18 protein-coding genes and 1 pseudogene are annotated in these 25,544 nt (G+C 71.6%); 10 read left to right on the forward strand and 9 right to left on the reverse strand.

What is annotated here, in order from left to right:
- The first annotated feature begins 237 nt into the window (after positions 1 to 237).
- Together AAFF41_RS10495 and glpK are read left to right on the forward strand one after the other, a co-directional pair.
- Entirely contained in the window at positions 238 to 978 is a 741-nt protein-coding gene (locus AAFF41_RS10495; protein WP_319753946.1) for an MIP/aquaporin family protein, read from the forward strand.
- A 55-nt stretch (positions 979 to 1,033) separates the two neighbouring features.
- Entirely contained in the window at positions 1,034 to 2,554 is a 1,521-nt protein-coding gene (glpK, locus tag AAFF41_RS10500) for a glycerol kinase GlpK (protein ID WP_319753947.1), read from the forward strand.
- 118 nt (positions 2,555 to 2,672) lie between these two features.
- Here glpK and AAFF41_RS10505 read toward each other — a convergent pair whose 3' ends face one another.
- From AAFF41_RS10505 to AAFF41_RS10525, 5 genes are read right to left on the reverse strand one after another with little or no spacing between them, the layout of a single operon-like run.
- Positions 2,673 to 3,278 carry a GTP-binding protein gene (locus AAFF41_RS10505; RefSeq protein ID WP_054237193.1) on the reverse strand — a complete coding sequence of 202 codons (606 nt, stop codon included), beginning with the start codon at positions 3,276 to 3,278 and terminating at the stop codon, positions 2,673 to 2,675.
- Positions 3,259 to 6,888, reverse strand: coding sequence for a hydantoinase B/oxoprolinase family protein (locus tag AAFF41_RS10510; protein WP_319753948.1), 3,630 nt, complete (start codon positions 6,886 to 6,888; stop codon positions 3,259 to 3,261). The genes AAFF41_RS10505 and AAFF41_RS10510 overlap by 20 nt, the downstream gene beginning before the upstream one ends.
- A gap of 24 nt (positions 6,889 to 6,912) precedes the next feature.
- Positions 6,913 to 7,308 carry a DUF742 domain-containing protein gene (locus tag AAFF41_RS10515; RefSeq protein WP_054237191.1) on the reverse strand — a complete coding sequence of 132 codons (396 nt, stop codon included), beginning with the start codon at positions 7,306 to 7,308 and terminating at the stop codon, positions 6,913 to 6,915.
- Positions 7,309 to 7,317: 9 nt separating this feature from the next.
- Positions 7,318 to 7,758: a roadblock/LC7 domain-containing protein gene (locus tag AAFF41_RS10520; protein WP_054237190.1), complete on the reverse strand. Its 441-nt coding sequence runs from the start codon at positions 7,756 to 7,758 to the stop codon at positions 7,318 to 7,320.
- The gene (locus tag AAFF41_RS10525) at positions 7,755 to 10,676 is read right to left on the reverse strand and encodes a sensor histidine kinase (RefSeq protein WP_343323886.1); all 2,922 of its coding nucleotides are present in this window, start codon (positions 10,674 to 10,676) and stop codon (positions 7,755 to 7,757) included. The genes AAFF41_RS10520 and AAFF41_RS10525 overlap by 4 nt, the downstream gene beginning before the upstream one ends.
- A gap of 720 nt (positions 10,677 to 11,396) precedes the next feature.
- On the opposite strand from AAFF41_RS10525, the gene AAFF41_RS10530 reads away from it, so the two are divergent.
- The 3 genes and pseudogenes from AAFF41_RS10530 to AAFF41_RS10540 form a co-directional block, all read left to right on the forward strand.
- Positions 11,397 to 11,921 (forward strand): hypothetical protein, encoded by a 525-nt coding sequence (locus tag AAFF41_RS10530; protein ID WP_425526241.1) that lies wholly within the window; start codon positions 11,397 to 11,399, stop codon positions 11,919 to 11,921.
- Positions 11,922 to 12,181: 260 nt separating this feature from the next.
- Positions 12,182 to 12,379 carry a hypothetical protein gene (locus tag AAFF41_RS10535; RefSeq protein ID WP_343326493.1) on the forward strand — a complete coding sequence of 66 codons (198 nt, stop codon included), beginning with the start codon at positions 12,182 to 12,184 and terminating at the stop codon, positions 12,377 to 12,379.
- A pseudogene (locus AAFF41_RS10540) lies at positions 12,349 to 12,723 on the forward strand (GMC oxidoreductase); the annotation flags it as partial. The gene AAFF41_RS10535 and the pseudogene AAFF41_RS10540, both read left to right, overlap by 31 nt.
- On the opposite strand, the gene AAFF41_RS10545 reads toward AAFF41_RS10540, so the two are convergent.
- The 4 genes from AAFF41_RS10545 to AAFF41_RS10560 all read right to left on the reverse strand — a co-directional run bounded on the left by AAFF41_RS10545 (position 12,720) and on the right by AAFF41_RS10560 (position 20,894).
- The gene (locus tag AAFF41_RS10545) at positions 12,720 to 17,414 is read right to left on the reverse strand and encodes a hypothetical protein (protein WP_343323888.1); all 4,695 of its coding nucleotides are present in this window, start codon (positions 17,412 to 17,414) and stop codon (positions 12,720 to 12,722) included. The pseudogene AAFF41_RS10540 and the gene AAFF41_RS10545 overlap by 4 nt on opposite strands.
- A 69-nt stretch (positions 17,415 to 17,483) precedes the next feature.
- On the reverse strand, positions 17,484 to 18,365 hold the full coding sequence (locus tag AAFF41_RS10550; protein WP_319745264.1) for a hypothetical protein: 882 nt from the start codon (positions 18,363 to 18,365) through the stop codon (positions 17,484 to 17,486).
- Positions 18,366 to 18,402: 37 nt separating this feature from the next.
- Complete coding sequence (locus tag AAFF41_RS10555; RefSeq protein ID WP_319745262.1) at positions 18,403 to 19,920, reverse strand: hypothetical protein; 1,518 nt, start codon at positions 19,918 to 19,920, stop codon at positions 18,403 to 18,405.
- Between the two features lie 269 nt (positions 19,921 to 20,189).
- Positions 20,190 to 20,894 (reverse strand): GntR family transcriptional regulator, encoded by a 705-nt coding sequence (locus tag AAFF41_RS10560; protein WP_319745259.1) that lies wholly within the window; start codon positions 20,892 to 20,894, stop codon positions 20,190 to 20,192.
- 172 nt (positions 20,895 to 21,066) lie between these two features.
- Here AAFF41_RS10560 and AAFF41_RS10565 point away from each other — a divergent pair, with 172 nt between their 5' ends.
- From AAFF41_RS10565 to AAFF41_RS10585, 5 genes are read left to right on the forward strand one after another with little or no spacing between them, the layout of a single operon-like run.
- Complete coding sequence (locus AAFF41_RS10565) at positions 21,067 to 22,386, forward strand: MFS transporter (protein WP_319745257.1); 1,320 nt, start codon at positions 21,067 to 21,069, stop codon at positions 22,384 to 22,386.
- Positions 22,383 to 23,213, forward strand: a complete 831-nt coding sequence (locus AAFF41_RS10570; protein ID WP_319745255.1) for a putative hydro-lyase — start codon at positions 22,383 to 22,385, stop codon at positions 23,211 to 23,213. Before AAFF41_RS10565 ends, AAFF41_RS10570 begins: the two co-directional genes overlap by 4 nt.
- Before the next feature lie 29 nt (positions 23,214 to 23,242).
- A complete protein-coding gene (locus AAFF41_RS10575; RefSeq protein WP_319745252.1) occupies positions 23,243 to 24,001 on the forward strand; it encodes a LamB/YcsF family protein in 759 nt (252 codons plus the stop codon).
- Positions 23,998 to 24,669 carry a 5-oxoprolinase subunit B family protein gene (locus tag AAFF41_RS10580; RefSeq protein ID WP_319745250.1) on the forward strand — a complete coding sequence of 224 codons (672 nt, stop codon included), beginning with the start codon at positions 23,998 to 24,000 and terminating at the stop codon, positions 24,667 to 24,669. The genes AAFF41_RS10575 and AAFF41_RS10580 overlap by 4 nt, the downstream gene beginning before the upstream one ends.
- Positions 24,666 to 25,535 (forward strand): 5-oxoprolinase subunit C family protein, encoded by an 870-nt coding sequence (locus AAFF41_RS10585; protein WP_319745249.1) that lies wholly within the window; start codon positions 24,666 to 24,668, stop codon positions 25,533 to 25,535. Before AAFF41_RS10580 ends, AAFF41_RS10585 begins: the two co-directional genes overlap by 4 nt.
- Positions 25,536 to 25,544 lie beyond the last annotated feature (9 nt).

A 25,544-nucleotide genomic window follows, 5' to 3' on the forward strand; every position in this document is an offset into this window, starting at 1 on the left:
CACTTCCGGATGTCAGTCGGCATCGCCGCATTCGGGCGTCTTCAGGCACCGCACCGCTCGGGTTCCCGACCTGTTTCCAAGGCCGTCCCCCACGGGCGATTCCGCTGCGACGGCACGCTCGTCACGGACGCCGGGCGGGGCGTGGGACCTCCCTGCCTTCGGCTGAAGTAGCCATGGGAAAAGCACCCCGCACGGTGGCCCGGAGCGGACCGCTCCGGGCGAGGCCTAGGAGCCGCCATGAGCAACGGCGACATTTTTGTCGGCGAGTTGATCGGCACTGCGATTCTGATTCTGTTCGGCGCGGGGGTCTGCGCCGCGGTCACCCTCAACAAGTCCAAGGCGCAGGGCGCCGGCTGGGTCGTCATCGCGTTCGGATGGGGTTTCGGCGTGCTCGCCGGGGCCTACACCGCGGCGCCGCTGTCCGGCGGTCAGATCAATCCGGCCGTGACCATCGGTTTCGCCATCGAGGGCTCGACGAAGTGGGAGGACGTGCCCTTCTACATTCTGGGCCAGTTCGCGGGCGCCATCGTCGGCGCCGTGCTTTGCTGGCTGCTCTACCTCGGCCAGTTCAACCTCAACGCCGACGAGGACAACGCCATCGAGACGCTGGGCATCTTCTCGACCCGGCCGGAGATCAACCATCCCGTGCAGAACCTCATCACCGAGACCATCGCCACCGCCGGCCTGATGCTGCCCATTCTGGCCATGGTCGGCGGCCACAAACACGTGGCCGGGATCGGCGACGCGGGACTGCCCGTCCAGCTCATCGCGTTCCTCGTGGTCGGTATCGGACTCTCGCTGGGCGGGCCCACCGGGTACGCCATCAACCCGGCCCGCGACCTGGGACCGCGCCTGACCCACGCATTGCTGCCGATTCCCAACAAGGGCACCTCGGAGTGGAGTTACTCCTGGATCCCGGTGGTCGGCCCGATCGCCGGTGCCGCCATCGGGGCCGCGATCTACAACGCAGCCTTCTGACGAGAACGCAGGCTTCCAACGCAGCCTTCTGACGAAGAAGACGTAAGGGGACGTCATGACGGAGAACGCCGAGAAGTACGTCGCCGCAATCGACCAGGGCACCACCTCCAGCCGCTGCATCATCTTCGACCGGAGCGGCGCGATCGTCGCCGTCGACCAGCGCGAGCACCGCCAGATCTTTCCCAAGCCGGGCTGGGTGGAACACGACGCCACCGAGATCTGGTCCAAGGTGCAGGCGGTCGTCGCGGGAGCCATCGCCAAGGCGGGGCTGCGCGCCGACCAGCTGAGCGCGCTCGGCATCACCAACCAGCGCGAGACGACGGTCCTGTGGGACCGGGCCACCGGCAAGCCCGTGCACAACGCGATCGTGTGGCAGGACACCCGGACCTCGGCGCTCTGCAACCAGTTGGGCGGCACGGACGGCCAGGACCGCTTCCGCGAACGGACCGGCCTGCCGCTGGCCAGCTACTTCTCCGGCCCCAAGGCGGCCTGGCTGCTCGACAACGTGCCGGGGCTGCGTGCGCGTGCCGAGCGCGGCGAGATCGCCTTCGGGACCATCGACTCCTGGCTGATCTGGAACCTGACCGGCGGCACCGACGGCGGTCGGCACGTCACCGATGTCACCAACGCCGGACGCACCATGCTGATGAACCTGGAGACCCTTCAGTGGGACCCGTCGATCCTCGCGGCCATGAACGTCCCCGAGGCGGTGCTGCCCGAGATCAGGTCGTCGGCCGAGGTGTACGGCACCGCCGTGGGCCAGCTCGCGGGTGTCCCCGTCGCCTCGGCCCTCGGTGACCAGCAGGCGGCCGTCTTCGGGCAGGCCTGCTACGACGTGGGCACCGCCAAGAACACGTACGGCACCGGCAGCTTCCTGCTGCTCAACACCGGCAACCGGCCCGTCCCCTCGAAGAACGGGCTGCTGACGACCATGGGCTACAAGATCGGCGGCGAGGCGCCCGTCTACTGCCTCGAAGGGTCGATCGCGATCACCGGCGCCCTGGTGCAGTGGTTCCGCGACCAGCTCGGCATCATCCGCAACGCCGACGAGATCGAGACGCTGGCCGCGAGCGTCGACGACAACGGCGGCGCGTACATCGTGCCGGCGTTCTCGGGCCTGTTCGCCCCCTACTGGCGCTCGGACGCGCGCGGTGTCGTCACCGGCCTCACCCGGTACGTCACCAAGGCGCACCTCGCCCGCGCGGTCCTGGAGGCGACGAGCTGGCAGACCCGTGAGGTCGTCGACGCCATGTTCCAGGACTCCGGCGTACAGATCACCACCCTGAAGGTGGACGGCGGCATGACCAAGAACGATCTGCTGATGCAGCATCAGGCGGATGTCCTGGGCGTGCCGGTGATCCGTCCCCGGGTGTCCGAGACGACCTGTCTGGGCGCGGCCTACGCGGCCGGCCTCGCGACCGGTGTGTGGAACGACCTCGACGAGCTGAAGTCGCACTGGCAGAAGGACGTCGAGTGGACACCGTCCATGGAGGCCTCCGTGCGTGACCGTGAGTACCACAACTGGCGCAAGGCGGTGGAGAAGAGCTTCGGCTGGCACGAGGACGACGTCAGCTGAGACAGGGGTCCACGCGCGCGTGCGTCTCGCGTGAGCCACACGCGTGTGCGGGACGACGGCCCGTACCCCGGTCGGCGGGGGTACGGGCCGTATGCGCGGTTCGGACCGTATGTACGGGTCAGGTGGTGACCGGTTCGCGTCGGTCGGCTCCGTACGCCATCGCGTGTTGGACGACCTCGATGAGGACCTCCTTGGCCGACTCCCGGTCTCTCGCGTCGCACAGGACGACCGGAACGTCGTCGTCGAGGTCGAGTGCCTGGCGGACCTCGTCGACCGGGTACCGGGCCGATCCTTCGAAGCAGTTGACGCCCATGACGAACGGTATGGAGCGCCGCTCGAAGTAGTCGACGGCGGCGAAGCAGTCCTCCAGGCGGCGCGTGTCGGCGAGCACGACGGCGCCCAGGGAGCCGGAGGCGAGCTCGTCCCACAGGAACCAGAAGCGATCCTGTCCGGGCGTCCCGAAGAGGTAGAGCACCAGGTCCTCGCGGAGCGTGATGCGGCCGAAGTCCATGGCGACGGTGGTGGTGTGCTTGCCCTCCACGCCGCTGGTGTCGTCGACCGGGCGGCCCGCCTCGGTGAGCACCTCCTCGGTGCGCAGCGGTTTGATCTCACTGACCGCGCCGACCAGGGTCGTCTTGCCCACCCCGAAGCCACCGGCCACCAGGATCTTGAGCGTGACGGGCTCGACCGGGGGCTTGCCGCGCTCAGAACGCCCGAAGATCATCGATCTCTTCTCCTGCTTGATGGGGGTCGTGGGACGGTGGGCCGTAGCCCCCGCCGCCGGGGGTTTCGATGACAAGTACGTCGCCGGGGCCGACGTCGGCCGTATCACTTGCGCCAAGTTCCGTGACCGTGCCGTCCGCGCGCTCCACCCGGTTGGCGCCGAGCGCCCCGGGCTCGCCGCCGGCCATGCCGTAGGGCGGGACCCTGCGGTGCTGGGACAGCGTGGAGACTGTCATGGGCTGCTGGAACCGGATACGGCGCACGGCACCGTCCCCGCCGCTCCAGCGCCCGGCTCCGCCGCTGCCCCGTCGGACCGCGAACTCCTCGAGCTGGACCGGCAGTCGCCACTCCAGGATCTCGGGGTCGGTGAGCCGCGAGTTGGTCATGTGGGTCTGTACGACGGAGGCGCCGGGGAAGCCGTCGCCCGCGCCGGATCCGGAGGCCACGGTCTCGTAGTACTGGTAGCGCTCGTTGCCGAAGGTGACGTTGTTCATCGTTCCGGACCCTTCGGCCTGCACGCGCAGGGCTCCGTACAGCGCGCCGGTGATCGCCTGAGAGGTCTCCACATTGCCCGCGACCACCGCGGCGGGGGCCTCGGGAGCGAGCATCGAGCCACGCGGCACGACGATGTCGAGCGGACGCAGACAGCCGTCGTTGAGCGGGATGTCGTCGGCGACCAGCGTGCGGAAGACGTACAGGACGGCGGCGTTGACCACCGCGAAGGGTGCGTTGAAGTTGGTACTGAGCTGCGGGGACGTCCCCGTGAAGTCGACAGTGGCGGAACGATTTTCGCGGTCTACGGAGACCCGGACGCGGATGACCGCCCCTGAGTCGGTCTCGTAGGCGAACTCACCGTCTTCCAAGGCGTCGATGACGCGGCGTACGGCTTCCTCCGCGTTGTCCTGCACGTGCCGCATGTAGGCCTGGACGACGTCGAGGCCGAAGTTCTCGATCATGCGGGCGACTTCGTCGACGCCCTTCTGGTTGGCGGCGATCTGGGCACGCAGGTCGGCGAGATTGGTCTTCGGATTGCGCGAGGGGTAGGGCACCTCGGTGAGCAGGCGAAGCGTCTCGGCCTCGCGGAAGCGGCCGTTCTCGGCGAGCAGCCAGTTGTCGAAGAGGATGCCCTCCTCCTCGATGGTGCGGCTGTTCGCGGGCATGGAGCCCGGGGCGATACCGCCGATCTCGGCGTGGTGTCCGCGCGAGGCGACGTAGAACAGGATGCGCTCACCCTCCGTGTCGAAGACCGGGGTGATCACGGTGACGTCGGGGAGGTGGGTGCCTCCGTGGTACGGGTCGTTGACCGCGTACGTGTCGCCCGGGCGCATGCTGTCGCCGCGTCGCCGGATGACCTCCTGCACGCTCGTGCCCATCGAGCCCAAGTGGACGGGGATGTGAGGGGCGTTGGCGACAAGGCTGCCTTCGGGGTCGAAGAGCGCGCAGGAGAAGTCCAGGCGTTCCTTGATGTTGACCGACTGGGCCGTGGACTCCAGGCGGGCGCCCATCTGCTCGGCGATGGACATGAAGAGGTTGTTGAAGACCTCGAGGAGAACCGGGTCCGCTTCTGTGCCCAGATCGGAACTCTGCGTAACCGCCACGCGTTCCATGACCAGATGCCCGTCGTCGGTCGTCGCGGCCCGCCAGCCGTCGTCGACGACGGTCGTCGCGCTGGCCTCGGTGATGATCGCGGGGCCGGTGACCGATTCACCGGGGGGCAGTTCCTCACGGCGGTGCAGGGGTACGTCGCGCCAGGCGCCACCCGTGTGGAGGCTGACCGTCCGCGCCGCGCCTCGGGCGGACGAAGAGGTCGCGAGGGCGGAGAGATCGGGGGGTTCGGTGAGTCCGGTGGCCTCTACGGAGAGGGCTTCCACGACGACCGGACGGTCGAGGGTGAAGGAGTAGGTGGCGCGATGGCGTTCTTCGAAGGCGTGGGTCATGGTGTCGGGCTCGGTGAGCTCGACGGTGAGCGCCGTGTCCGTTCCGTCGTAGCGGAGTTGGGCGCGGCGGGTGACGCGGATGCGGTCCTCGGGCACGTCCTCGGCGAGGAGTTCGGTGCGGGCGGCGCCCTCCAGGTCGTCGGCGGTCTTGCGGATGCCGGGCATCGCGGAGGTCTCAAGGGGTGCCTCCACGGACTGCTCGCGCATGGCCGTCGTGTCGGCGAGTCCGATGCCGAGGGCGGACAGGACGCCGGCCATGGGCGGGACGAGGACGGTGCGGATGCCGAGCGAGTCGGCGACCATGCACGCGTGCTGGCCGCCCGCGCCGCCGAAGGTGGTGAGCGCGTACCGGGTGACGTCGTGGCCCTTCTGGACCGAGATCCGTTTGACCGCGTTGGCGATGTTGGCCACGGCGATCTGCAGGTACCCCTCCGCCACCTGCTCCGGGGTGCGGTCGTCGCCGGTCTTCTCACGGATCTCGCGCGCGAGGGCGGCGAACCGGTCGCGGACGAGGGTGTCGTCGAGGGGCTGGTCTCCGTCGGGGCCGAACACTGTGGGGAAGTGGGTGGCTTGGATGCGGCCGAGTGCGACGTTGGCGTCCGTGACGGTGAGCGGACCGCCACCGCGGTAGCAGGCGGGGCCTGGGTCGGCACCGGCCGAGTCGGGGCCCACCCGGTAGCGGGAGCCGTCGAAGTGGAGCACCGAGCCGCCGCCCGCGGCGACGGTGTGGATGTCCAGCATGGGCGCCCGCAGCCGGACCCCGGCGATCCGGGTGGTGAAGACCCGCTCGTACTCGCCCGCGAAGTGCGAGACGTCCGTGGAGGTGCCGCCCATGTCGAAGCCGATGACACGGTCGAAGCCGGCGAGCTGCGACATCCGGGCCATGCCGACGATGCCGCCCGCCGGGCCGGACAGAATGGCGTCCTTGCCGCGGAACTGACCCGCTTCGGCGAGGCCTCCGTTGGACTGCATGAACATCAGTCGCACGCCCTGGAGCTCGTCGGCGACGTTCTGGACGTAGCGGCGCAGCACGGGCGACAGGTAGGCGTCGACGACGGCCGTGTCACCGCGCGGGACGAGCTTCATCAGTGGGCTGACCTCGCTGGAGAGCGAGATCTGCGGAAAGCCGACGCGTGCCGCCAGTTCGCCGACGGCCTCTTCGTGGGCGGGGTGGAGGTGACTGTGCATGCAGACGACGGCGACGGCCCGGATCCCGGAGTCGTAGGCCTCCTGGAGGGGCCCGGCAAGGGCGTCCAGGTCGGGGACGCGCAGGATCGTGCCGTCGGCGGCGATCCGCTCGTCGACCTCGACCACGCGTTCGTAGAGCAGCTCGGGCAGTTCGATCGCGCGGGCGAAGATGTGGGGGCGGTTCTGGTAGGCGATGCGCAGGGCGTCGCGGAAGCCTCGGGTGACGACGAGGAGAGTGCGCTCTCCCTTGCGTTCCAGGAGGGCGTTGGTGGCGACGGTGGTCCCCATGCGGACGGCGTCGATCCGCGCGCCCTGGGCGTCCTGCCCCCTGCCGAGGAGTTCACGGACACCCGCCACCGCCGCGTCGGCGTACCTCGCCCGGTTCTCGGACAGCAGTTTGTGCGTGAGCAGGCGGCCGTCCGGGCGTCGCGCGACGATGTCGGTGAAGGTGCCGCCTCGGTCGACCCAGAACTGCCAGCCTGTCACGTCTGCTCCCCGCTTCCGCCCAGCTCAGAGCGCCCGGAGGCCGCTGATCACGTCGCGCAGAATACTCTCGTCCGGCAGCTCGGCAGGGGGTACGGGACGTGTCACATGGACCATTTCCTCGGTCACGAGGTCCCCTATGAGGACCCGGACCACTCCGATGGGCAGGTCGAGCTCGGCGGCGAGCTCGGCGACCGACTGGGGGGTGTCGCGGCAGAGCTCGACTATGTCCACGTGTTCCGGGGACAGCGAATGGTCGGCTTCGGGGTCGTCCGCGTGGGGTTCCGTGACGACCACCGCGATCAGGTCGAGGCGATGCTGGGCCGGACTGGTGGTGCGCCCGCGTGTCATGGCATAAGGGCGGACCACCGGTCCGGCGTCGTCGTCGAACCAGTGGCGTTTTCCCTGACCGTCTCCGCTCATGCCATCCCACTACCCGCCCGAGGGCAGATCGGTGCGCGGAGCGGCGGCCAGATGTGCGCCGACCCGCTTCACCAGGAGCGTCATTTCGTAGGCGACCTGCCCGACATCGGAGTCGGCGTCCGAAAGAACGGCGAGACAGCTGCCGTCCCCGGCGGCCGTGACGAAGAGGAAGGCCTCCTCGAGCTCGACCACGGTCTGCCGGACACCGCCCGCCTCGAAGTGGCGGCCGACGCCCTTGGCGAGGCTGTGGAAGCCGGAGGCGACGGCGGCCAAGTGCTCACTGTCCTCCCGGGTCAGATCCTTGGAGGCCCCGGTGGCAAGGCCGTCGCCGGAGAGCACGATCGCCTTGCTGATGCTGGCCACGCGGTCCACCAGGTCGTCGAGCAGCCAGTTCAGCTCTCCCGACGTCTTGCTGGTCGCGGTGGGCCCTGTGGCCTTCGGTGCGGTCATCGACCGTCCCCCTTCGTCGTTCCTGGTGCTGTGCCGCCCTGGGCCCCGTCGCCCGCGGCGTTCTCCTCGCGGCCCCGCTGCCAGCCCCGCTGGAGCGAGGCCATCCGGCTGCGTACCTCGTCGGCGTCGCGATCGGCGAGTTCCGCCCCCTTGGGGGCGCGGGCCTTGTCGCGCTCGGCGCGCCGTTCGGGTCCGTCCTTCAACTGGGGGGCCAGATTGGCCTGTCGGACGCGGCGGGGCAGCGGGCTCGCACCCGATTCTGCCCCTTGTGTCGTGGCGGCGGAGCCCGGGGTGGTCCCGGCCCGGTCCGACGGCGAGCCGGCGGAGCGAGTGCGCCGGGGGAGAGCGGGGGCCTCGCGGAGGCCGGACGCCTCGGAGCGAAGGACCGGAGTCTCGGGGCGTTCGCCGTTGCGGCGCCCGGAGGTCTCGGGGCGTTCGCTGTTGCGGCGCCCGGAGATCCCGGTGCGGTCAGCACGCCGGGCGGTCGACGACTGTGCGCTCGCCCTCTCCGCGATGCCTTGCCTCTCCACCGGCTCGAGGGCCGGTTCGAGGCTCTCCGCCGGCTTCAGCGCCTCGGCGGGCTCCTCACCCGCCTCGCCGCGCCGGGGCCTCGTCCGGGTCACGGGACGACCGTGCGAGCTGACCAGCTTGGGAGTTCTGCGGCGCGGCAGGGGGACCGCGCCCCCCACGTGGTCGTCGTCGCCGGAGCGGGCCGTCTCCGCGCCGCCTGCGCGGGGCTGCTGGTGGGGCCGGTGCTGCTCGACCGGGACACCCGCTAGGGAGCGGCGCGGCCGGAACAGACCGCCCTGCTCGGCGTCCTCGTCGTCGAGGGCGCCGGGGAAACCGCCCAGCACGTCCAGATCGACCGGCGCCTCCAGTTCGACCGGCCCGTCCAGGATCGCGGCAGGCAGGCCGGGGAGGCGCACCGGTACGTCGGAGAGCGCCGCCTTGCGGTCCTCCTCGATCTTGCCCTCCTTCGAGGGCAGCGCTCGGTCGAGACGGAAGCCGATGCCGTTGGTGTCCGGGACATCGTCCGTGAGCAGCGCGTCGGGGATGAACACCACGGCGGTGGTGCCGCCGTACGGGGAAGGCTGGAGGGAGACACGGACGTTCTGCCGCTGTGCGAGCCGGCTGACCACGAAGAGACCGAGCCGGTCGGTGTCGGACAGTTCGAACTCGGGGGTCTCGGCGAGTCGTAGGTTGGCGTCGAGGAGCGCTTCGGCCGCCATGCCCAGACCGCGGTCGTGGATCTCCAGGGTGAAACCGTTGGCGACGCGTTCGCCGACGACCTGCACGGCCGTGTGCGGGGGCGAGAACACCGTGGCGTTCTCCAGGAGTTCGGCGACCAGGTGCGTGAGGTCGGCGACCGCGGGCCCCGTGACGGCGACGCGGGGAAGTCGGCGTACCTCGATGCGCTCGTAGTCCTCGACCTCGGCGACGGCGGCGCGGACGATGTCCATGAGCTGGACGGGCTTGCGCCACTGCCGGGACGGGGCCGCGCCGGACAGGATGACCAGGCCCTCGGCATGCCGGCGCATGCGGGTGGTCAGGTGGTCGAGACGGAACAGGTCGGCGAGTTCGTCGGTGTCCTCGGTCCTGCGTTCCATGGTGTCGAGGAGGGTGAGCTGCTTGTGCAGCAGGACCTGGCTGCGGCGGGCGAGGTTGACGAAGACCTCGGAGACGCCGTCCCGCAGTTCGGACTGTTTGACGGCGGCCTCGACGGCCGCGCGCTGAAGGGTGTTGAGGGCTTGGCCGACCTCGCCGATCTCGTTCTTGTCGTACTCCAGGCGGGGCACTTCGGTCTCGACGTCGACCTGTTCGCCCCCGGAGAGGCGGCGCATGACGCTGGGGAGTCGGACGCCTGACGCCTCGTGGGCGTCCAGGCGCAGCCGTCGCAGGTCGCGGATGAGGCCCCGGCCGATGCGTACGGACATCACGAGCGAGGCCAGCAGGGCGATGAGCCCTAGGACACCCGCGATGACGGCCTTGACGATGACGCCCGTGGCCACGGGGCGGACACGGTCCTGGTAGCGGTCGCCGGCCTTGTCGTCGAGGCCGGCGAGTTCGTCGAGCACGTGTCCGGCCGCCCGGTCCCAGCTCTGCGCGGTGACACCGTGCGGGGCCCCGGCCGGGGAGGTGACGACAGCCTGCTCCGCCACACGCAGGGGAGCCGTGTCGGCGTTCGACCAGTAGCGCTCGAAGCGGCCGCGTTCCGAGGAGGGCAGCAGCGGCAGGCTGATGTCGTACAGCAGGGTGCGCTGCGCGACGAGATCGGAGATGTCGCGAATGTCGTCGCGGGTGATGCGGCCCGCGACCAGCGCGGAACCGAGGAGGGCGTCCTCGCGGGAGAGCAGTTCGCGGGCGTTCGCGACGTTGACGAGGGCGCGGCCCTGCTTGTCCATCTCCACGTTGTCCACGACGTGGAGGTTGGCCATCAGTGTGTAACAGGGGCCGACCAGACGGTTGTAGAGGTCGAGGGCCTGGGCCCGGTTGACGGTGCCCTCCTCGACACTGCGGCGCAGCGAGTCGATGCCGTCGAGGGCGTCGAGGATGGTGGTGAGGCGCTGTGAGGTGCCCCCGTTCATCTCTTCCCGTACGTCTTCGTCTTTGGCGTTCTCGCGGACCTTCGCCACGGCCCGGTCGGTCGCGGTGCGACTGCGCTTCAGCGCCGCCAGCGCGTCGGAGGCACGGGGATCGGCGAGATAGACGAGTGTCTGGCGGCGTTCCCGCTGGAGAACGCTGATGGTGTCCTCGGTGGGGTAGCCGATCTTCTCGACGACGTCCGACACGTTGAACAGCTGGTTGGCCGCGCGGCCGGTGAGTACCGTCGCGAAGGCCCAGATCCCCGTCAGGGAGACGAGTGGCACGAGGAGCAGCGCCACGATCTTCCGGCGGATGGACTTCCCGCGAAAGCGCATGGCCTCCCCCAGCTCGACCCCCTCCGGCCCGGGGCACACCTGTGTGTCAACAAACGGCGTGAGCCTACTACTGACCCACAGGTAACTCGAAGACGTGTCCGGGCGGCCGCCCGGCGTGAAGAGGGGGGAGCCCGGGCTGTTGAGGGAACCGGAGATGGGCAGTTGTCCGTTCATTGGGGGAGATTGCCGCCCCGATTCCGGCATGGCGAACCGGAGCTCATCGGGCCAGTGAACTTGGTCAGTTGGCCGGAATTTTTCGCTTGTCGGGAATCTTCCGGGCACATTGTTCGTCCTTCTCTACGGGAATTGGGGGCGGAATCGGCCACAGGGGCCGCATGCCGCGTCCAGGCGGCGTAAAACAGCGCAAGCCGGGCAGCCACTGGGGAGCAGGTGTCGTATGACACCCGTGCGAGGGTCTGCTGGGCGGTGGGGAGTGACACGTTGATGGGCACGGCGGAGCGGGGCGGGACACCAGGGGTGGGTACTGCGGTGCCTGTGGCGGTGCGATCGGCCACACGAACACCGGATCGCGACATACCGGCGGACTCGGCGGACGGACGCGACGAAGTGAGCGGTCAAGGCGTTGCCACGGAGGGGCGCGATCGGGTGCGCCGGCAGAGCGTGGCCCTGGAGGGACGCGACCGGACGTACGACCGGACGGGTGTCGCCGGGATCGGAAGCGAGCACCTCAACGCCCAGGCCGAGGGCGGCCCCGAGCCGGTGGGTGGGCGGAGCACGGCCACCCGAGGGCATGAGCAGGCGGTCGGGGAGGGTACTGCCGCCGGTCGCAGGCATGTCGACGGGCAGGCGCGGGCAACTGTCGGTCACATGAACGGATACGAAGAACAGGCGTACTACCGGCCGTTGTGGATCGAGGAGCCCGCGCGCCGGCGACGGCTGCCCGATCCGGTGCGCACGTCGGCCGTACGTGCGGTGCTGATCATCGCGGTGACCCTGATCCAGGCCGTGATCGCCTTCCTGTCCACGCTGGCGGAGTCCTGGCTCGCCTTCCCGATGGTCCTGAGCAGCGTGGCCAGCACGGTGGTGGCCACCTGGGCCGCCCTCGACGTCTGGGTCACCCGCCAGGTGTGGAACCAGCGCAACGGCGTGGTGTCCGAACCGAGCAGCACCGCAAGGACCCTGAGGCGCGAGCGGCGCCGGGGCCGACGGCAGGCACGCGCGACGGAGCGCGCTCAGGAGCGAATACGGCGGCAGGGCGGCACCGGGCAGTTGTCGCACCCCTGAGTACGGCTCGCGACGACTACGGCTCACGACTGAGTACGGTTCGACTCGCGGCTGAGCCCGGCTCGTGACTGAGCTCGGCTCACGGCTGCCCACGGCACGGCCAAGGGGCGGACTCCACGGACCCGTGGACCCCGTGGACCTTTTGGGTCCAGCCCCCCGGCCGTGGGTCCGCCCACGGGCCGTCAGCTCCCCACGGCTGCTCCCGCCGGCTCCACCGGGTCCCCACCGCACGCCAGTTCACGGCGTGCCTTCATGGCAACGTGGTCGCGGCCCGGCTCTCCGAAGATCCGACCGTCACCGTGTGCGTTTTCGAGGCGGGCCCGAGCGATGTCGGCGACGACGACATCCTGAAGCTGGAACGCTGGATGGGACTGCTGGAGTCCGGATACGACTGGGACTACCCGATCGAACTCCAGGTCAGCGGCAACAGTTCACGCACGAGCACGACGTGCGCGTGATGACGTACGGGCTGAAGCTGGCGCGGAGGATCGCCTTCCAGCCGGCGCTGAACGGCTGGGCGGGCGCGGAGCTGGCCCCCGGGCCGGACGTGCGGACGGACGAGGAGCTGCTCGACTACATCCACAAGACCCACAACACCGTCTACCACCCGTCCTGCACCGTGAAGATGGGCGCGGACGGCGACTCCTCGGCCCCGCTCGACGCGCGGCTGCGGGTCAAAGGCGTCGAGGGGCTGCGGGTCGCGGACGGTTCGGTGATGCCGGATCTCGTCTCCGTCAACCCCTGCGTCACGACCATGATGATCGGCGAGAAGTGCGCGGACCTTTTGAAGGAGGATCGCTAGGACTCTTGAGGTGAAGGCCTCTTGAACATTCTCGTCGCCGTGATCTCGCTGTGCACCGAATCACCTTCCCCGGCCGGGGCCTGCTGGGGGAGCCCCGGCCGGAGGTGTTCCTCCACGCTGATGTACTTCAGCCCGGCGCGCAGGTCGGCGTCGTTGCGCAGGCGGATGACGAGGGGGAACTCGGCGAGCGCGGTCGTGTCGAACAGGCCGGTGGTGTAAAGGAGCTGGACGCCGAGCGCGTCCGAGACGGCCCTCTGCAGCTCCAGCAGGTAGGTCGCGTTGGCGCGTCCGATGGGGTTGTCGAGGAAGAGCGTGCCGGCGTGCCGGTGCTTGTCACGGCCCCGGTCGTTGCTGCGCAGCGCGGCCATCGTGCAGTACAGCGCGATGGCCGCGGTCAGCAGCTGACCGCCGGAGAAGACATCGCCCATCTGCCCGACGGGGACGCGCTCGGCACGCAGTACGGCGTCGGGCTTGAGGATCTCGACGGCGACGCCCTTCGGTTCGAGGGCGGCGCTGACTCCGCGCAGCAGCAGTGACATGCCGTCGCGCCGCATGTCGGAGTTCTTCTTGACCGCCGCGCGGGTGGCCTCGTCGACGACCTCGCCGAGCCGCTCGGCGAGCGTGGCCTGATCGGGCTCCTCGAAGCGGATGCGCAGGAACTCCTGCCCGGACCACTCGCCGAGCCCCTCCGGCAGTCGGGACAGCCGCTGCGCGGACCGCAGGGTGGCGAGCGACGACTCCACCAGCCCCCGCAGCCGGTCCACGATCGAGTCCCGGTTGCGCTCCAGCTGCGCCAACTCATCGGTCAGCACCCGCAGTCGGGGCGCGAAGGCGTCCGCCCACTTCTGGGCGTGTTCCGGCAGCGCGGACGCGGGCAGCTCACGGATCTGCTGCCGGGCGGGGGTACGTACCTGCTCGTACCGGTTGGAGTTGGCATGCCGTACGAGGATGTCGCTCGCCTCGCGCACGGCGCCCTCGGCCGCGGAGAGGTCGGCGGCGCAGCCGCGCAGGGAGCGGCGGGTCTCTGCGGCGGAGTGCCGGGCCTCCTCAAGGGTGCCGGGGTAGGGCTCGGGCTCCTCCTGCTCCTCGTCGGAGTGCTCCCGCAGCAGGTCCCTGAGCAGGGCGGCCGTCTCGTCGAAGCCACCGGCCGCGTCCTCGGCGGCTCGGTGCGCGTCGAGCAGCTCTGCGTGCGCCTCGCGTGCCTGGCTGAGCGCCTCGGCGCGGGAGGCGAGTTCACCGGTGGCCGTGCGCAGCAGCGACTGCGCGTGCTCGGCGTCGCGCGGGACCAGCTCCTGTGACAGCTCGGTGTGGGCCTCGCCGTCCTCGGGCGCGTGCCGCTCGGCCTCCCCGCGCAGCCGCCCGAGCTGCTCGCTCGCGGTGGACATGCGGGTCTCCAGGAGCTGTACGAGCTCCTCGGCACGGGCGGCCGCGGCCTGCCGGGACGGCCCGTCGGAACCGTCCGGCGCCTGAAGGAGCTGCGCGGCGCGCGTGCGCACCTTGTTGCTGAGCCGGTCCAGCTCTGCCAGGGCCGCGGTCTCGTCGCTCTCGGCGCGGGCCTGCTCGGCGCGCAGATCGGCGCCGACGCCGACCTTCTCGTACAGCTGCGACGCGGCCCGGTAGGCCTCACGCAGGGCGGGCAGCGAGGCCTTCGCCGTCTCCGACGCGTCCTCCGGTACGTCGTCGGGGGCGCCCGCGATCTCGGCGCGTTCGGCGCGCAGCGCGCGGGCCGTGCGGCGGGCGTCGTCGGCGGCGCGCTGGGCGGCGCGGCGGTCCTCGTCGGCGGCGCGGGCGCGCTCCAGGCAGACCTGGGCGCGGGCCTCCGACTCGGCGGCCTCGTCGGCGAGTTCGCGCACCTTGACCTGCCAGCCGGCGCGCTCGCGCAGGCGGAAGGCGAGTCCGGCGAGCGCGTCGGCCGCGCGCCGGGCGCGCTGGGCGGCGTCCTGGCGCTCGTCGCGCACCAGGGCCGCCTCGGCCGCCGCCTCGTCCGCCTCGGCCCGCACGGTGCGCGCCTCGGCGAGCTCGGCTTCGGCCTCCTCGGCGAACGCGCGCGCGTCCCGGGCGGCCGCGGCCAGTTCGACGAGCCGCCCGGCGGGGCAGCCGGTGCGCCAGGAGGCGAGCCGGGCCGCGAGCTCCCGGTCCTTGCCGAGCCGGGCCGCGAGGACGCGGATCTCCTCGTCCCGCTCGGCCGCTCGGGTGCGCAGCGCCTGCCGTTCCTCGTCGGCGGCCTGCTCGTCGTGCATGGCCGGGTTCGGCGGTACGAGGAAGACGCCGCCGTCGCCCGCGTCGGTGGCAGGGGTCGGGGCGAGCAGCGCGGCGGCCGTGCCGACGGCGACGGCGGAGCGGGGCAGCAGCGCCGCTTCGCCGAGCGCCTCGCGGGCCCGCGCGTGGGTGTCCGGGTCGGTGATGATCACGCCGTCGACGAGCTCGGGCCTGGCGGCCAGCACGCGCGCGTGGTCGACGGGGTCGACGGCCTGCGCGAGATAGCGCCAGCCGGGCAGGGCGGGGATGCCGTGCTCACCGAGGTACTCGACCGTGGCCAGCACGTCGGGGCCGGGCGGCAGGAGTCCGCCGTCGCCGAGGGCGCCGAGGATCCGGGCGTCGTCGGCGGCCGCGGTGCGCAGCTCGAAGAGCTGGCGCTCGGCGGAGGCGACTCCGTCGTCGAGCAGCTCACGCAGTTCGTCGGCGTACTGGTCCAACTCCTCGGGCGTGAGGGCGCCCTCGGTCTCCGCCCAGACGTCGGCGGAGGTGCCTCGGCCGGTGTCGCCGCCCTTGCCGTGGCCGGCCCAGGCAGCGGCGTCCCCGGGCGCCCGGGGCACCGGTACCCCGCCGTGCCGCGTTCCGGCGACACCCGGCAGGCTGAGCAGCTCCGCGAGCCGCTCCTCCCCCGCCAGCGCCTCGGCCGTACGGCGCTCGCCGTCGTACGCGCGCTCGGCCGCCGTCGCCGCGTCCGCCGCGCGAGCGGCCGTCAGTTCGGCGCGGGACTCGGCGGACGCCGCCTCGCGGCCGTGCTCCGAGGCCCGTCGCGAGGCCTCCCGCGCGGTGTCCCACGCCGCGACGGCCGTCTTCTCGGCGTCGCTGGCGGCGAGGGCGGCGCGGGCCGGGTCGGCGTCGGGGGCGCTGTCGTCGAGCCAGCCTGCGCGGACCGCCTCCGCGGTCTCCTGCTCGACCTCGCTCAGGCGCTGGCGCAGATGTCCGACCTCGCTGCGGGCGCGCTGCGCGGCGGTGGCCGCGGCGGTCGAGTCGGCGTACGCGGTCTCGCCGACCTCCTGGAGTCCGGCGGAGCGCTCCTCCTCCTCGTTGGCGAGCGCCTCGGCGCCATCGGCGGCGCGGTGCAACGCGCGGACGAGGTCGACGGCGGCCTTGGCGCGGGCGGCGAGCGCGGGCGCGGCGTCCCGCTCGGCCTCGAGGATCGCGGCGGCCACGCGCGCGGAGCGGTCGGCGGCGGCACGGTGCCGCAGTACGAGTTCGGCGGCCTGCCAGGAGGAGTGCAGGGTGCGCGCTTCGGCCAGTTCGCGCTTCTGGGCGGCCGCCGACTTCTCGGCCCCGGCGAGCGCCAACGAGGCGTGCCGGTAGGCGAGTTCGGCGGCGATGAGGGCACTGCGCTCGCGTGCGCCCTCGGCGTGGGTGACGGCGTACGCGGCGGCGGTCACGCGCTGTGCGAGCTCACCGGCGCGGACGCGCTCCCGCACGCCTCGCGCGGACAGTCGCCGGGCCAGGGTGCGGGTACGCCGCTCGGCGCCCGCGTGGATGTCACGCGCGCGTGCCCGTGCCTCGGCGGCCTCGACGATCCGGCCGAGCAGATCCACGGACCCCGCCGTGAAGTCCCGCTCGGCGATCAGCTCGGCGCGCCGCCCCAGCTTGTTGCCGAAGCCGCCGACCAGGTCGGCGAGCCCGTCGGTGTCCCGGGTGTCGGTGACCGCGCGCAGCAGCAGGTCGGTGAAGTCGGAGTCCTTCTTGACGGCGAAGAGACCGGCGGCCTCACCCTCGTCGGCGTTCATCTCCCGCTGGTAGCGGAAGAGTTCGGGGTCGAGGCCGAGGTCCGTCAGATGCTCGTTCCAGCGGTCGTGGATCTCTTCCCAGTGCACTTCGAGATGCGGATACGCCTTTCCGGCCTCGGTGAGGGCGTCGCGGAAGCCCTTCATGGTGCGCCGCCGTCCCTGCGCGCCGGACGCGCCCTCGACGGGCGGCCGGACGGCGGTCGCCTCGGCGACGGGCAGGTTGTCCAGGCTCAGGCCGGGCCCGGGCCGGAAGGAGTACCAGGCTTCGGCGAACTTCCGCGGGTCGTTGGAGACCTGCCGTCCCCGCCACTCGCTGGCCTTGCCGACCACGACGCACTCGCCGGTCAGCGTGTGCTGCCACTCCAGCGCGACATGACCGCAGTCGTCGGCGAGCAGGAACTTGCGCAGCACACCGGAGCTGGCGCCGCCCAGGGTGTTGCGGTGGCCCGGCAGCATCACCGAGAAGATCAGCTTGAGCAGTACCGACTTGCCGCCGCCGTTCTCCAGGAAGAGCACGCCCGCGGGCGCGGGCCGGCGCGGCGGCCCGACGGGCTCCTCCTCGAAGAACTCCGCCTGGGTGGGGGCGGGGTCGGGCACGGGCTCGCCGACACCCCTCAGGTCAAGGACGGTGTCGGCATAGCGCGCGCCAGCAGGCCCGATGGAGTAGAGACGGACCCGGGACAGCTCGTACATGGCGGCGGACTCTCGTAGTAAGTCTTCGGATACGTAGGGGAGATACGCAGGGCAGATACGTAGGTGGGTTCAAGAGTGGAACGGCAGGCCCGCGTCGGCCACCAGCTCCAGGTCGTCGGTGTGCTCGGCGGGCAGCAGCGTCGGGGTGCCGTCGGTCACCGGGACGACGCCCAGCTCGAGGAGCTCGGCCATCGCGGCGCTGCCCGCCATGTCCCGTACCTGGAGCTGATAGCGGGCCGTCGTCCGGTACGTCCCCCCGGAGTCGTCCCCGGTCCGCTGGAGGAATCCGGAGTCGGTGAGGAAGGCGACGGCCTTGCCGATGATGCCGGTGGTCGAACCGGACAGTCTTCGCGCGTCCTTGGTGGCGCCGGTGGAGCTGCGCCGGGCCCAGATCCGCCAGGCCGCCTCGAGGCCGGGCGCCCCGGTCGCCGGATCGGTGTTCTCGCCCTGCTCCTCGGCCCGCTCCTCCAGGCGGCGGCAGGCCTGTCGGACGAACGCGTCGACGCCGTTGACCGAGACCCGCCCGATGTACCCGTCGTCCGCGAGGTCCTCGGGGCGTGGGAAGGCCATCGCGGCGACGGCGAGGTGGGCGAGGCCGTGCAGGAAGCGGTCCGCGGAGTCGGCCGAGGTACGCCGGGCGTAGTCGCCCATCCGGACGGCGAACACCGAGTCCTCGGCGGCCGTCACGGCCATCCCCGCACGCGGGGACACCTCCAGCACGACCAGCCCGAGGCCGGCGGCCACGGCGTCGGCGAGCCGGGCGAACGCCGGGTCCTCGCGGTACCGCCGCAACAGCTCGGCGTACTCCTGGTCCCGCGCGGGCTGCAGTTTGGGCTGGAGCCCGAAGGCGACGAGCCGCGCCGCGTCGGCGGCGTCGGCGGGTGTGACGGGAGCGTTCGCCGGCGCGGCGACGGCATCCGGCTCACTCCACTCGACGTGCTGCTCGGTCACGACAGAGGCTCCTTGTACAGAGTTACGAGGCTGGGATTCACGACCGATCCGCCGCCATCCCCGCCGCGTCAAGCAAAGCCATCCCCACGATGAGATCGGCCCCGCCGAACTCGGGATCATCGAGCTCGACCCCGTCGTCCACGGCGAACAACAGCTTCTCCTCACCCTGGCGATACGCGGTACCGACCGGCGGACTGGCCGCGTGAACGGCCAGCAGGGCGACGAGGTAGGGCAGTTCGGGATCGCGGCGGCGCGCTTCGGCCAGCAGCCCGGACAGCCGCCGCGGCGCGTCCGCCGGCAGGTCCAGCAGCTCCATCGCGGAGACGAGCTGCTCCTCACTGAACCGACTGTCGTCCGGCGTGGCGATCAGGTCCGGCTCGGGCATCTCCGCACCGAGGTGCTCCCGCTCCAGGGGTGGTGTCAGCAGGAGCTCGACAAGATCCCCCACCCGTACGGCCACCGGCGTACGCAGCCCCGTCCCGCGCGCGAAGAACGCGTCCGTCACGCGCCGAGCCTGTGCGACGGGCAGCGGCAGCACGGGCGCGACGAGGTGGCCGTAGAGGTCGATCCCCGAAGTCGTCATGGGTGTGGCGAAGGCCTGCCGGTCCTGCTCGGCGCGGAACAGGGGCCCGGCCTCCAGGAGCCGGGACTGCAACTGCGTGTGGCGGCGGATGCAGTCCTTGACGATGTCGACGAGCTCGGCGGCGCGGCGCTTCTGCTCGGGGTCCTCGGACTCGTCGCGGGCCTTGCGGATGTTGGTGAGGATCGCGTTCTCGTGGCGGTACCGGTCGGCGACGTGGTCGAGCGCCTCGGCGATCATGTCGGGCACGGCCTGGAGCCAGTCGACGGCCCGCACATTGCGCCGGGTCGCGTCGAGCGCCCTGCGGAGCGTCTCCGAGTACTGCACGGTCCGGTACCGGGCCTGCTCGGCGGCGAGCTGGGCGTCGGCGAGGCGGCCGCGGCTGATCAGCACCTCGAGCTTGACCTCGGCGGCGATCTGCGCGCTGGTGACGTCGGTGTCGAGGGCGCCGACGAGAACGTTGACCGCCTCGTCCGTGGTACGGAGGTAGACGGTCCCCCCGTACCCGGGCACCTCCTCGATCAGCTTGAAGTCGTAGTCGCGGCGCACATAGGAGCCGTCGGGGGCGAAGGTGCCGTACACGGCCCGGAAGCCGCGGTCGACGCTGCCGACGTTGATCAGGTTCTCCAGGACCCACCTGGCCACGCGCTCGTGCTCGGCGACGGGGCGCCGGGGGGCCTGCGCGGCGATGCGCGGGATGAGCCGGGCCACTATCTGGTCGTGGTCGGCGCCCGTGTCGAAGTCCATGTTCAGTGTGACGAGGTCGATGGCGGCGAGGGCCACTTCGGCCATTCCGTACACCGTGTACTCGCCCGCGAGATTCGCCTTGCGCACATCGAGGTCGTGCAGCGGCGCGGTGCATGCGAGCGCGCGCAGCCGCCGCGCCAGGCCCTCGTCGGCGGCCGGGCCCGGAGCGGGGCGCGGCCCCGCGCTGAGCTGGGGCGGAACACTGTCCGTCGATGCAGGCGAAGTCACGGTGCACAGACTAGGTCCTCGGTCTGACAACGGTCGAAACGACGCAGAAGCGACCGCCGTCACACCGCCTCCACGCAGCACGTCACACCTGACCCACCCCACGCGTCACGCCGGCCCACTCAGCACGTCACGCCTGACCGACACAGCACGTCACACCGGCCCCAGGCAGCGCCTCGCGGTCGCCGCCTCGCGAGAGCAGTGTCGAGAGCGGCGACGAGAGCAGCGGAGCGAACCGTCGCCGCGGCCGTCCCCGAGAACCGCGACCCGGCTCAGCCGATTCCCTGCGCCGCGTCGGCAACCCGCCGCGCATAGGCCTCCACGACCCCGGTGAGGGAATCGTCGAGATAGACCGCGAGCAGTCGCTCGGCCCCGTCGCGGTCGCCCGCCCGGAGCGTCTTGAGGATCTCGTGGTTGCGCGTGAGGTACGGCTCGTGGAGTCGCCGCGGATCGGCCACCACGTGGAAGGCGAGGCGCAGTTCGGCGAAGACGCTGCGCATCAGTTCGTCGGTGCGGTCGCTCCCGGCGAGCGCCACCAACTCCCGGTGGAAGTGGATGTTGGCCGTACCGACGCCTTTCCAGTCACCTTCGCCCGCCGCCCGCTGCCCGTCGGCGACGGCCTGTGCGAGGTCGTCCACCGCGTACGGCGGCTCGCCGAGGCCACGGACCACGGCGCACTCCACGAGGGTGCGGGTGCGGTAGATGTCCTCGACGTCCTCGATGGTCAGCACCCGTACGAAGACCCCGCGGTTGAGCTCGTGCACCAGGAGTCGTTCGTGCGTGAGCAGCCGGAACGCCTCGCGCAGTGTGTTGCGGGAGACGCCGAGCGCCCCGCCGATGCTGTCCTCGGACAGTCGTGTCCCGGGCGGGAAGTACCCCTCGGCGATACGGCTCCTGAGGATGTCCGAGACCCGCTCGGCGGTGCTGGTGCGGCCCAGCAGGGCGCGATCGTCGGCCAGTCCCGTCAGCTCTGCCATGCCCGGAATTCAACCGCAGAAATAAGAACGAAACAACACGGGTATTGAGGGATCGTTCAACGATCCTCTACCTTGCTGCACACGGCGCCACCCGCTCACCCGAGCGCCGACGGCTTCCGCACGGCACGGCTCAGTCCTCAAGCACCCTCCGTCCTCCCACTGCGAGGTGCCCATGAGCACGACCCCTCCACCACAGGCCCTGACCACCGGCACACACCCCGGAACGGATGAACTCACCCCGGACGACGGCGCGTTGGCCTGGTTGCGCGCCCTCGGCCCGCAGGGCCGCCGGGCGTTCGCCGGCGCGTTCGGCGGCTATGCCCTGGACTCGTACGACTACTTCACGCTGCCGCTGAGCATGGTCGCGCTGGCGGCGTACTTCGGCCTGGACAGCGGCCAGACCGGTCTGTTCACCACCGTGACGCTGGTCGTCTCGGCGGTCGGCGGCGCGATCGCGGGTGTGGTCGCGGACCGGATCGGACGTGTCAAGGCACTGATGATCACCGTGATCACGTACGCGGTGTTCACGGTGGCCTGCGGATTCGCGCCCACCTACGAGACGTTGCTGGTCTTCCGTGCCCTTCAGGGCCTCGGTTTCGGCGGCGAGTGGGCGGTCGGCGCCATCCTCGTAGCCGAGTACTCGAGCGCCAGGCACCGGGGACGCACGCTCGGCGCGATCCAGAGCTCCTGGGCCGTCGGCTGGGGGCTGGCGGTGGTCGTCTACACCCTGGTCTTCCAGTTCCTCGGCGACGACCTCGCCTGGCGCGTGATGTTCTGGACGGGCGCGCTGCCCGCACTGCTCGTCGTGTGGGTGCGGCGCCGGGTGCAGGACGCCCCGGAGGCGGCCGCCGTGCGCGAGCAGAGCGCCGAGAAGGGCTCGTTCGTCGCGATCTTCAAGCCCGCCTCGGCCGACGGACCCGGCCTGCTGCGCACCACCTTCTTCGCGGTCCTGCTCTCCACCGGCGTCCAGGGCGGCTACTACACTCTGGCCACCTGGGTGCCCACGTATCTGAAGACGGAGCGCGGCCTGTCCGTCGTCGGCACCGGCAGCTACCTCACGTTCCTGATCTCCGGGGCCTTCATCGGCTACCTCACCGGCGGCTACCTCACCGACAGACTGGGCCGCAAACGGAACATCCTGCTCTTCGCGATCCTCTCCGCGGCCTGCATCCTCACCTACGCCAACATCCCGAGCGGCGCCAACACGCTTCTCCTTGTGCTCGGTTTCCCGCTCGGCTTCTGCATGTCGGCGATCTTCAGCGGGTTCGGCTCCTTCCTCAGCGAGCTGTACCCGTCGGCGGTGCGCGGCACGGGGCAGGGCTTCACGTACAACACCGGGCGCGCCGTGGGGGCCGCCTTCCCCACCACCGTCGGCTTCCTGGCCGACAGCTGGGGTGTGGGCGGCGCCCTGGTCTTCGGCGCGATCGGCTACGCCCTCGCCGCCCTGGCACTGATCGGACTCCCCGAGACGCGTGGGAAGGAACTGCTGTGAAGCACACCCTCCAGGAACGCCCTTCGAGCCTCCTCCCCATCGACGGCCGTGCGCACCGGTGGACCCCCAAGGAGGCGCGCGCCCGGTTCCGTTCGGGGGTGTCCGGTCCGACCGCGGGAGTCGCCACCGGCCACACCCAGGCGAACCTGATCTCGGTGCCGGCCGACTGGGCGTACGACATGCTGCTGTTCTGCACGCGCAACCCGAAGTCCTGTCCGGTCCTCGACGTCACGGACGCCGGCTCCTGGACCACCCCGCTCGCCCAGGACGCGGATCTGCGCACCGACCTGCCGCGCTACCGGGTGTGGGAGCACGGCGAGTTGGTCGACGAGCCCACGGACGTGGTCGACCGCTGGCGCGACGACCTGGTGTCGTTCATCATCGGATGCAGCTTCACCTTCGAGTGGGCGCTGACCGAGGCGGGCGTCCCGATGCGCCACATCGAGCAGGGCCGCAACGTCTCCATGTACGTGACGGAGCGCGAGTGCCGCCCCGCCGGGCGGCTGCACGGACCGATGGTGGTGTCGATGCGCCCGGTCCCTCCCGAGCATGTCGCCGCGGCGATCAGGGAGAGCAGCCTGCTGCCCGCCGTGCACGGCAGCCCGGTGCACTGCGGCGAGCCGTCGGGGCTGGGCATCGAGGATCTCTCGCGTCCCGACTTCGGCGACGCGGTGGACGCCGAGCCGGACGACATCCCGGTGTTCTGGGCCTGCGGGGTGACACCCCAGGCGGCCGTGATGGCGTCCCGCCCACCCTTCGCCATCACCCACGCACCGGGCCAGATGTTCCTCACCGACGCCCGCGACGAGCAGTACCGCGTGGCCTGAAACGACCTACGAAGGAGAGACCGCACCTCATGACCCCGATCGACCTCAACGCCGACCTCGGCGAGGGCTTCGGCCGCTGGCGGCTGACCGACGACGAACAACTGCTGTCCGTCGTCACCAGCGCCAATGTGGCCTGCGGCTTCCACGCCGGGGACGCGGCCACCATGCGGCGGGTGTGCGAACTGGCGGCCGAGCGGGGTGTACGGATCGGCGCCCAGGTCTCCTACCGTGACCTGGCGGGCTTCGGGCGGCGCGCGATGGACGTGCCGCCCGACGAGCTGGCGGCCGAAGTGGCTTACCAGATCGGCGCCTTGGAGGTCTTCGCACGCGCGGCCGGGGCGTGCGTGTCGTACGTGAAACCGCACGGCGCGCTCTACAACCGCGTCGTGCACGACGAGGAGCAGGCGGCGGCGGTCGTCGAGGGTGTGCTGCTCGCGGACGCCGCGCTGCCCGTCCTCGGTCTCCCGTCCTCCCGGATCCTGAAGCTGGCCGAGCGGGCCGGACTGCCCACCGCCACGGAGGCGTTCGCGGACCGCGCCTACACCGAGCAGGGCACGCTGGTGCCCCGCACCCAGGCCGACGCGGTGATCACGGACGCCGAGGCCGTCGTCGAGCGCTCGCTGGGCCTGGCCCGCTTCGGCATGGTCACGTCGCACTCCGGGGCGCGTATCCCGGTCCGGGCCCGCTCGTTGTGCCTGCACGGCGACACCCCGGGCGCGGTGGACCTGGCACGTCGGGTCCGCGCGCGTCTGGAGTCCTCGGGCGTCGCCGTGAAGGCCTTCGTATGAAGGCCGTTCCGGCCGCCGGCGGCACGCAGGCGTCACCGGCCGCGGGCGGCACAAGGGCGCTGTCGGTCGGTGACCACGCGCTGCTCGTCGAGGTCTCCTCGGTCGCGGCCGCCCAGGCCCTGCACGCCGAACTGCTGCGCCGCCGCGCCGAGGGCTCCCTCTCGGCCACGGAGATCGTCCCCGCCGCCCGCACGGTCCTCCTGGACGGTCTGCAGGACCCCCGGCGGCTGGCGGAGCAACTCCCCGGGTGGGAGATCCCACCGCACACCGCGCGCGCGGAGGAGGCGATCGAGATCCCCGTGCGGTACGACGGTCCCGATCTGGCGGATGTCGCGGCTCTGTGGGGGGTGCCCGAGCACGACGTACCCGCGATCCACGCCGCGGCCGAGTTCCGTGTCGCCTTCTGCGGGTTCTCGCCCGGTTTCGGCTATCTCACGGGGCTGCCGGCCCGGTACGACGTGCCGCGCCGGGCGACTCCGCGCACGGCGGTTCCGGCGGGTTCCGTGGCGCTCGCGGGCCCGTACACGGGCGTCTACCCCCGCTCCTCGCCCGGCGGCTGGCAGCTGATCGGTACGACGGACGCGGTGTTGTGGGACCACGCGCGCATGCCGGCCGCGCTGCTCGCCCCTGGGACACGCGTCCGGTTCGTACCGGTGAGGTGCTCATGACCGACCGGGCCCTCGCCGTCGTGCGCGCCGGAGCCCTGACCACCGTCCAGGACCGGGGCCGCCCCGGCCACGCCCACCTCGGCGTACCCCGCTCCGGCGCGCTGGACGCGCCCGCTGCGGCGCTGGCCAACCGGCTCGTCGGCAACCCCGTCGAGTCGGCCGTACTGGAGACGACGCTCAACGGATGCGCCCTGCGTCCGCGTTCGGTGGTCACCGTGGCCGTCACCGGCGCGCCCTGCCCGGTCACGGTGGGCGGCCGTCCGGCGCCCTGGGGAGCGCCCGTGCGCGTCCCCGCCGGAGCGCTGCTGGACATCGGTCCGGCCCGCGCGGGGGTGCGCAGTTACGTGGCCGTCGCCGGCGGAGTGGCCGTCGATCCGGTCCTCGGCAGCCGCTCCACGGACCTCCTGTCGGGGCTCGGTCCGCCACCGCTCAGGGACGGCACGGTGCTGCCTCTGGGGCGCCCCGACGGCATGCACACGCGTGTGGACGTGGTTCCGCATCCGGGGCCGCCCTCGGAGCTGGTCCTGCGGGTGACACCGGGCCCGCGCGACGACTGGTTCACGGTCTCGGCCCTGCGGACCCTGGCGACGGGCACCTACCGGGTGTCCTCCGCGAGCAACCGCATAGGGCTGCGTACGGAAGGGCCCTCACTGGAGAGGACCGTTTCCGGCGAACTCCCCAGTGAGGGCATGGTGCTGGGCGCCGTGCAGGTGCCGCCCGACGGCAGACCGGTCGTCTTCCTCGCCGACCATCCGACCACCGGGGGGTACCCGGTGATCGCGGTGGTCCGTGGCGCCGACCTCCCCGCGGCCGCTCAGGCGATCCCGGGCACGCCGGTGCGCTTCATGGTCGTACGCCGCCGCTGACGAACCCCG

Origin of the sequence: Streptomyces mirabilis (genome assembly GCF_039503195.1) — a bacterium.
Taxonomy (GTDB): Bacteria; Actinomycetota; Actinomycetes; order Streptomycetales; family Streptomycetaceae; genus Streptomyces; species Streptomyces mirabilis_D.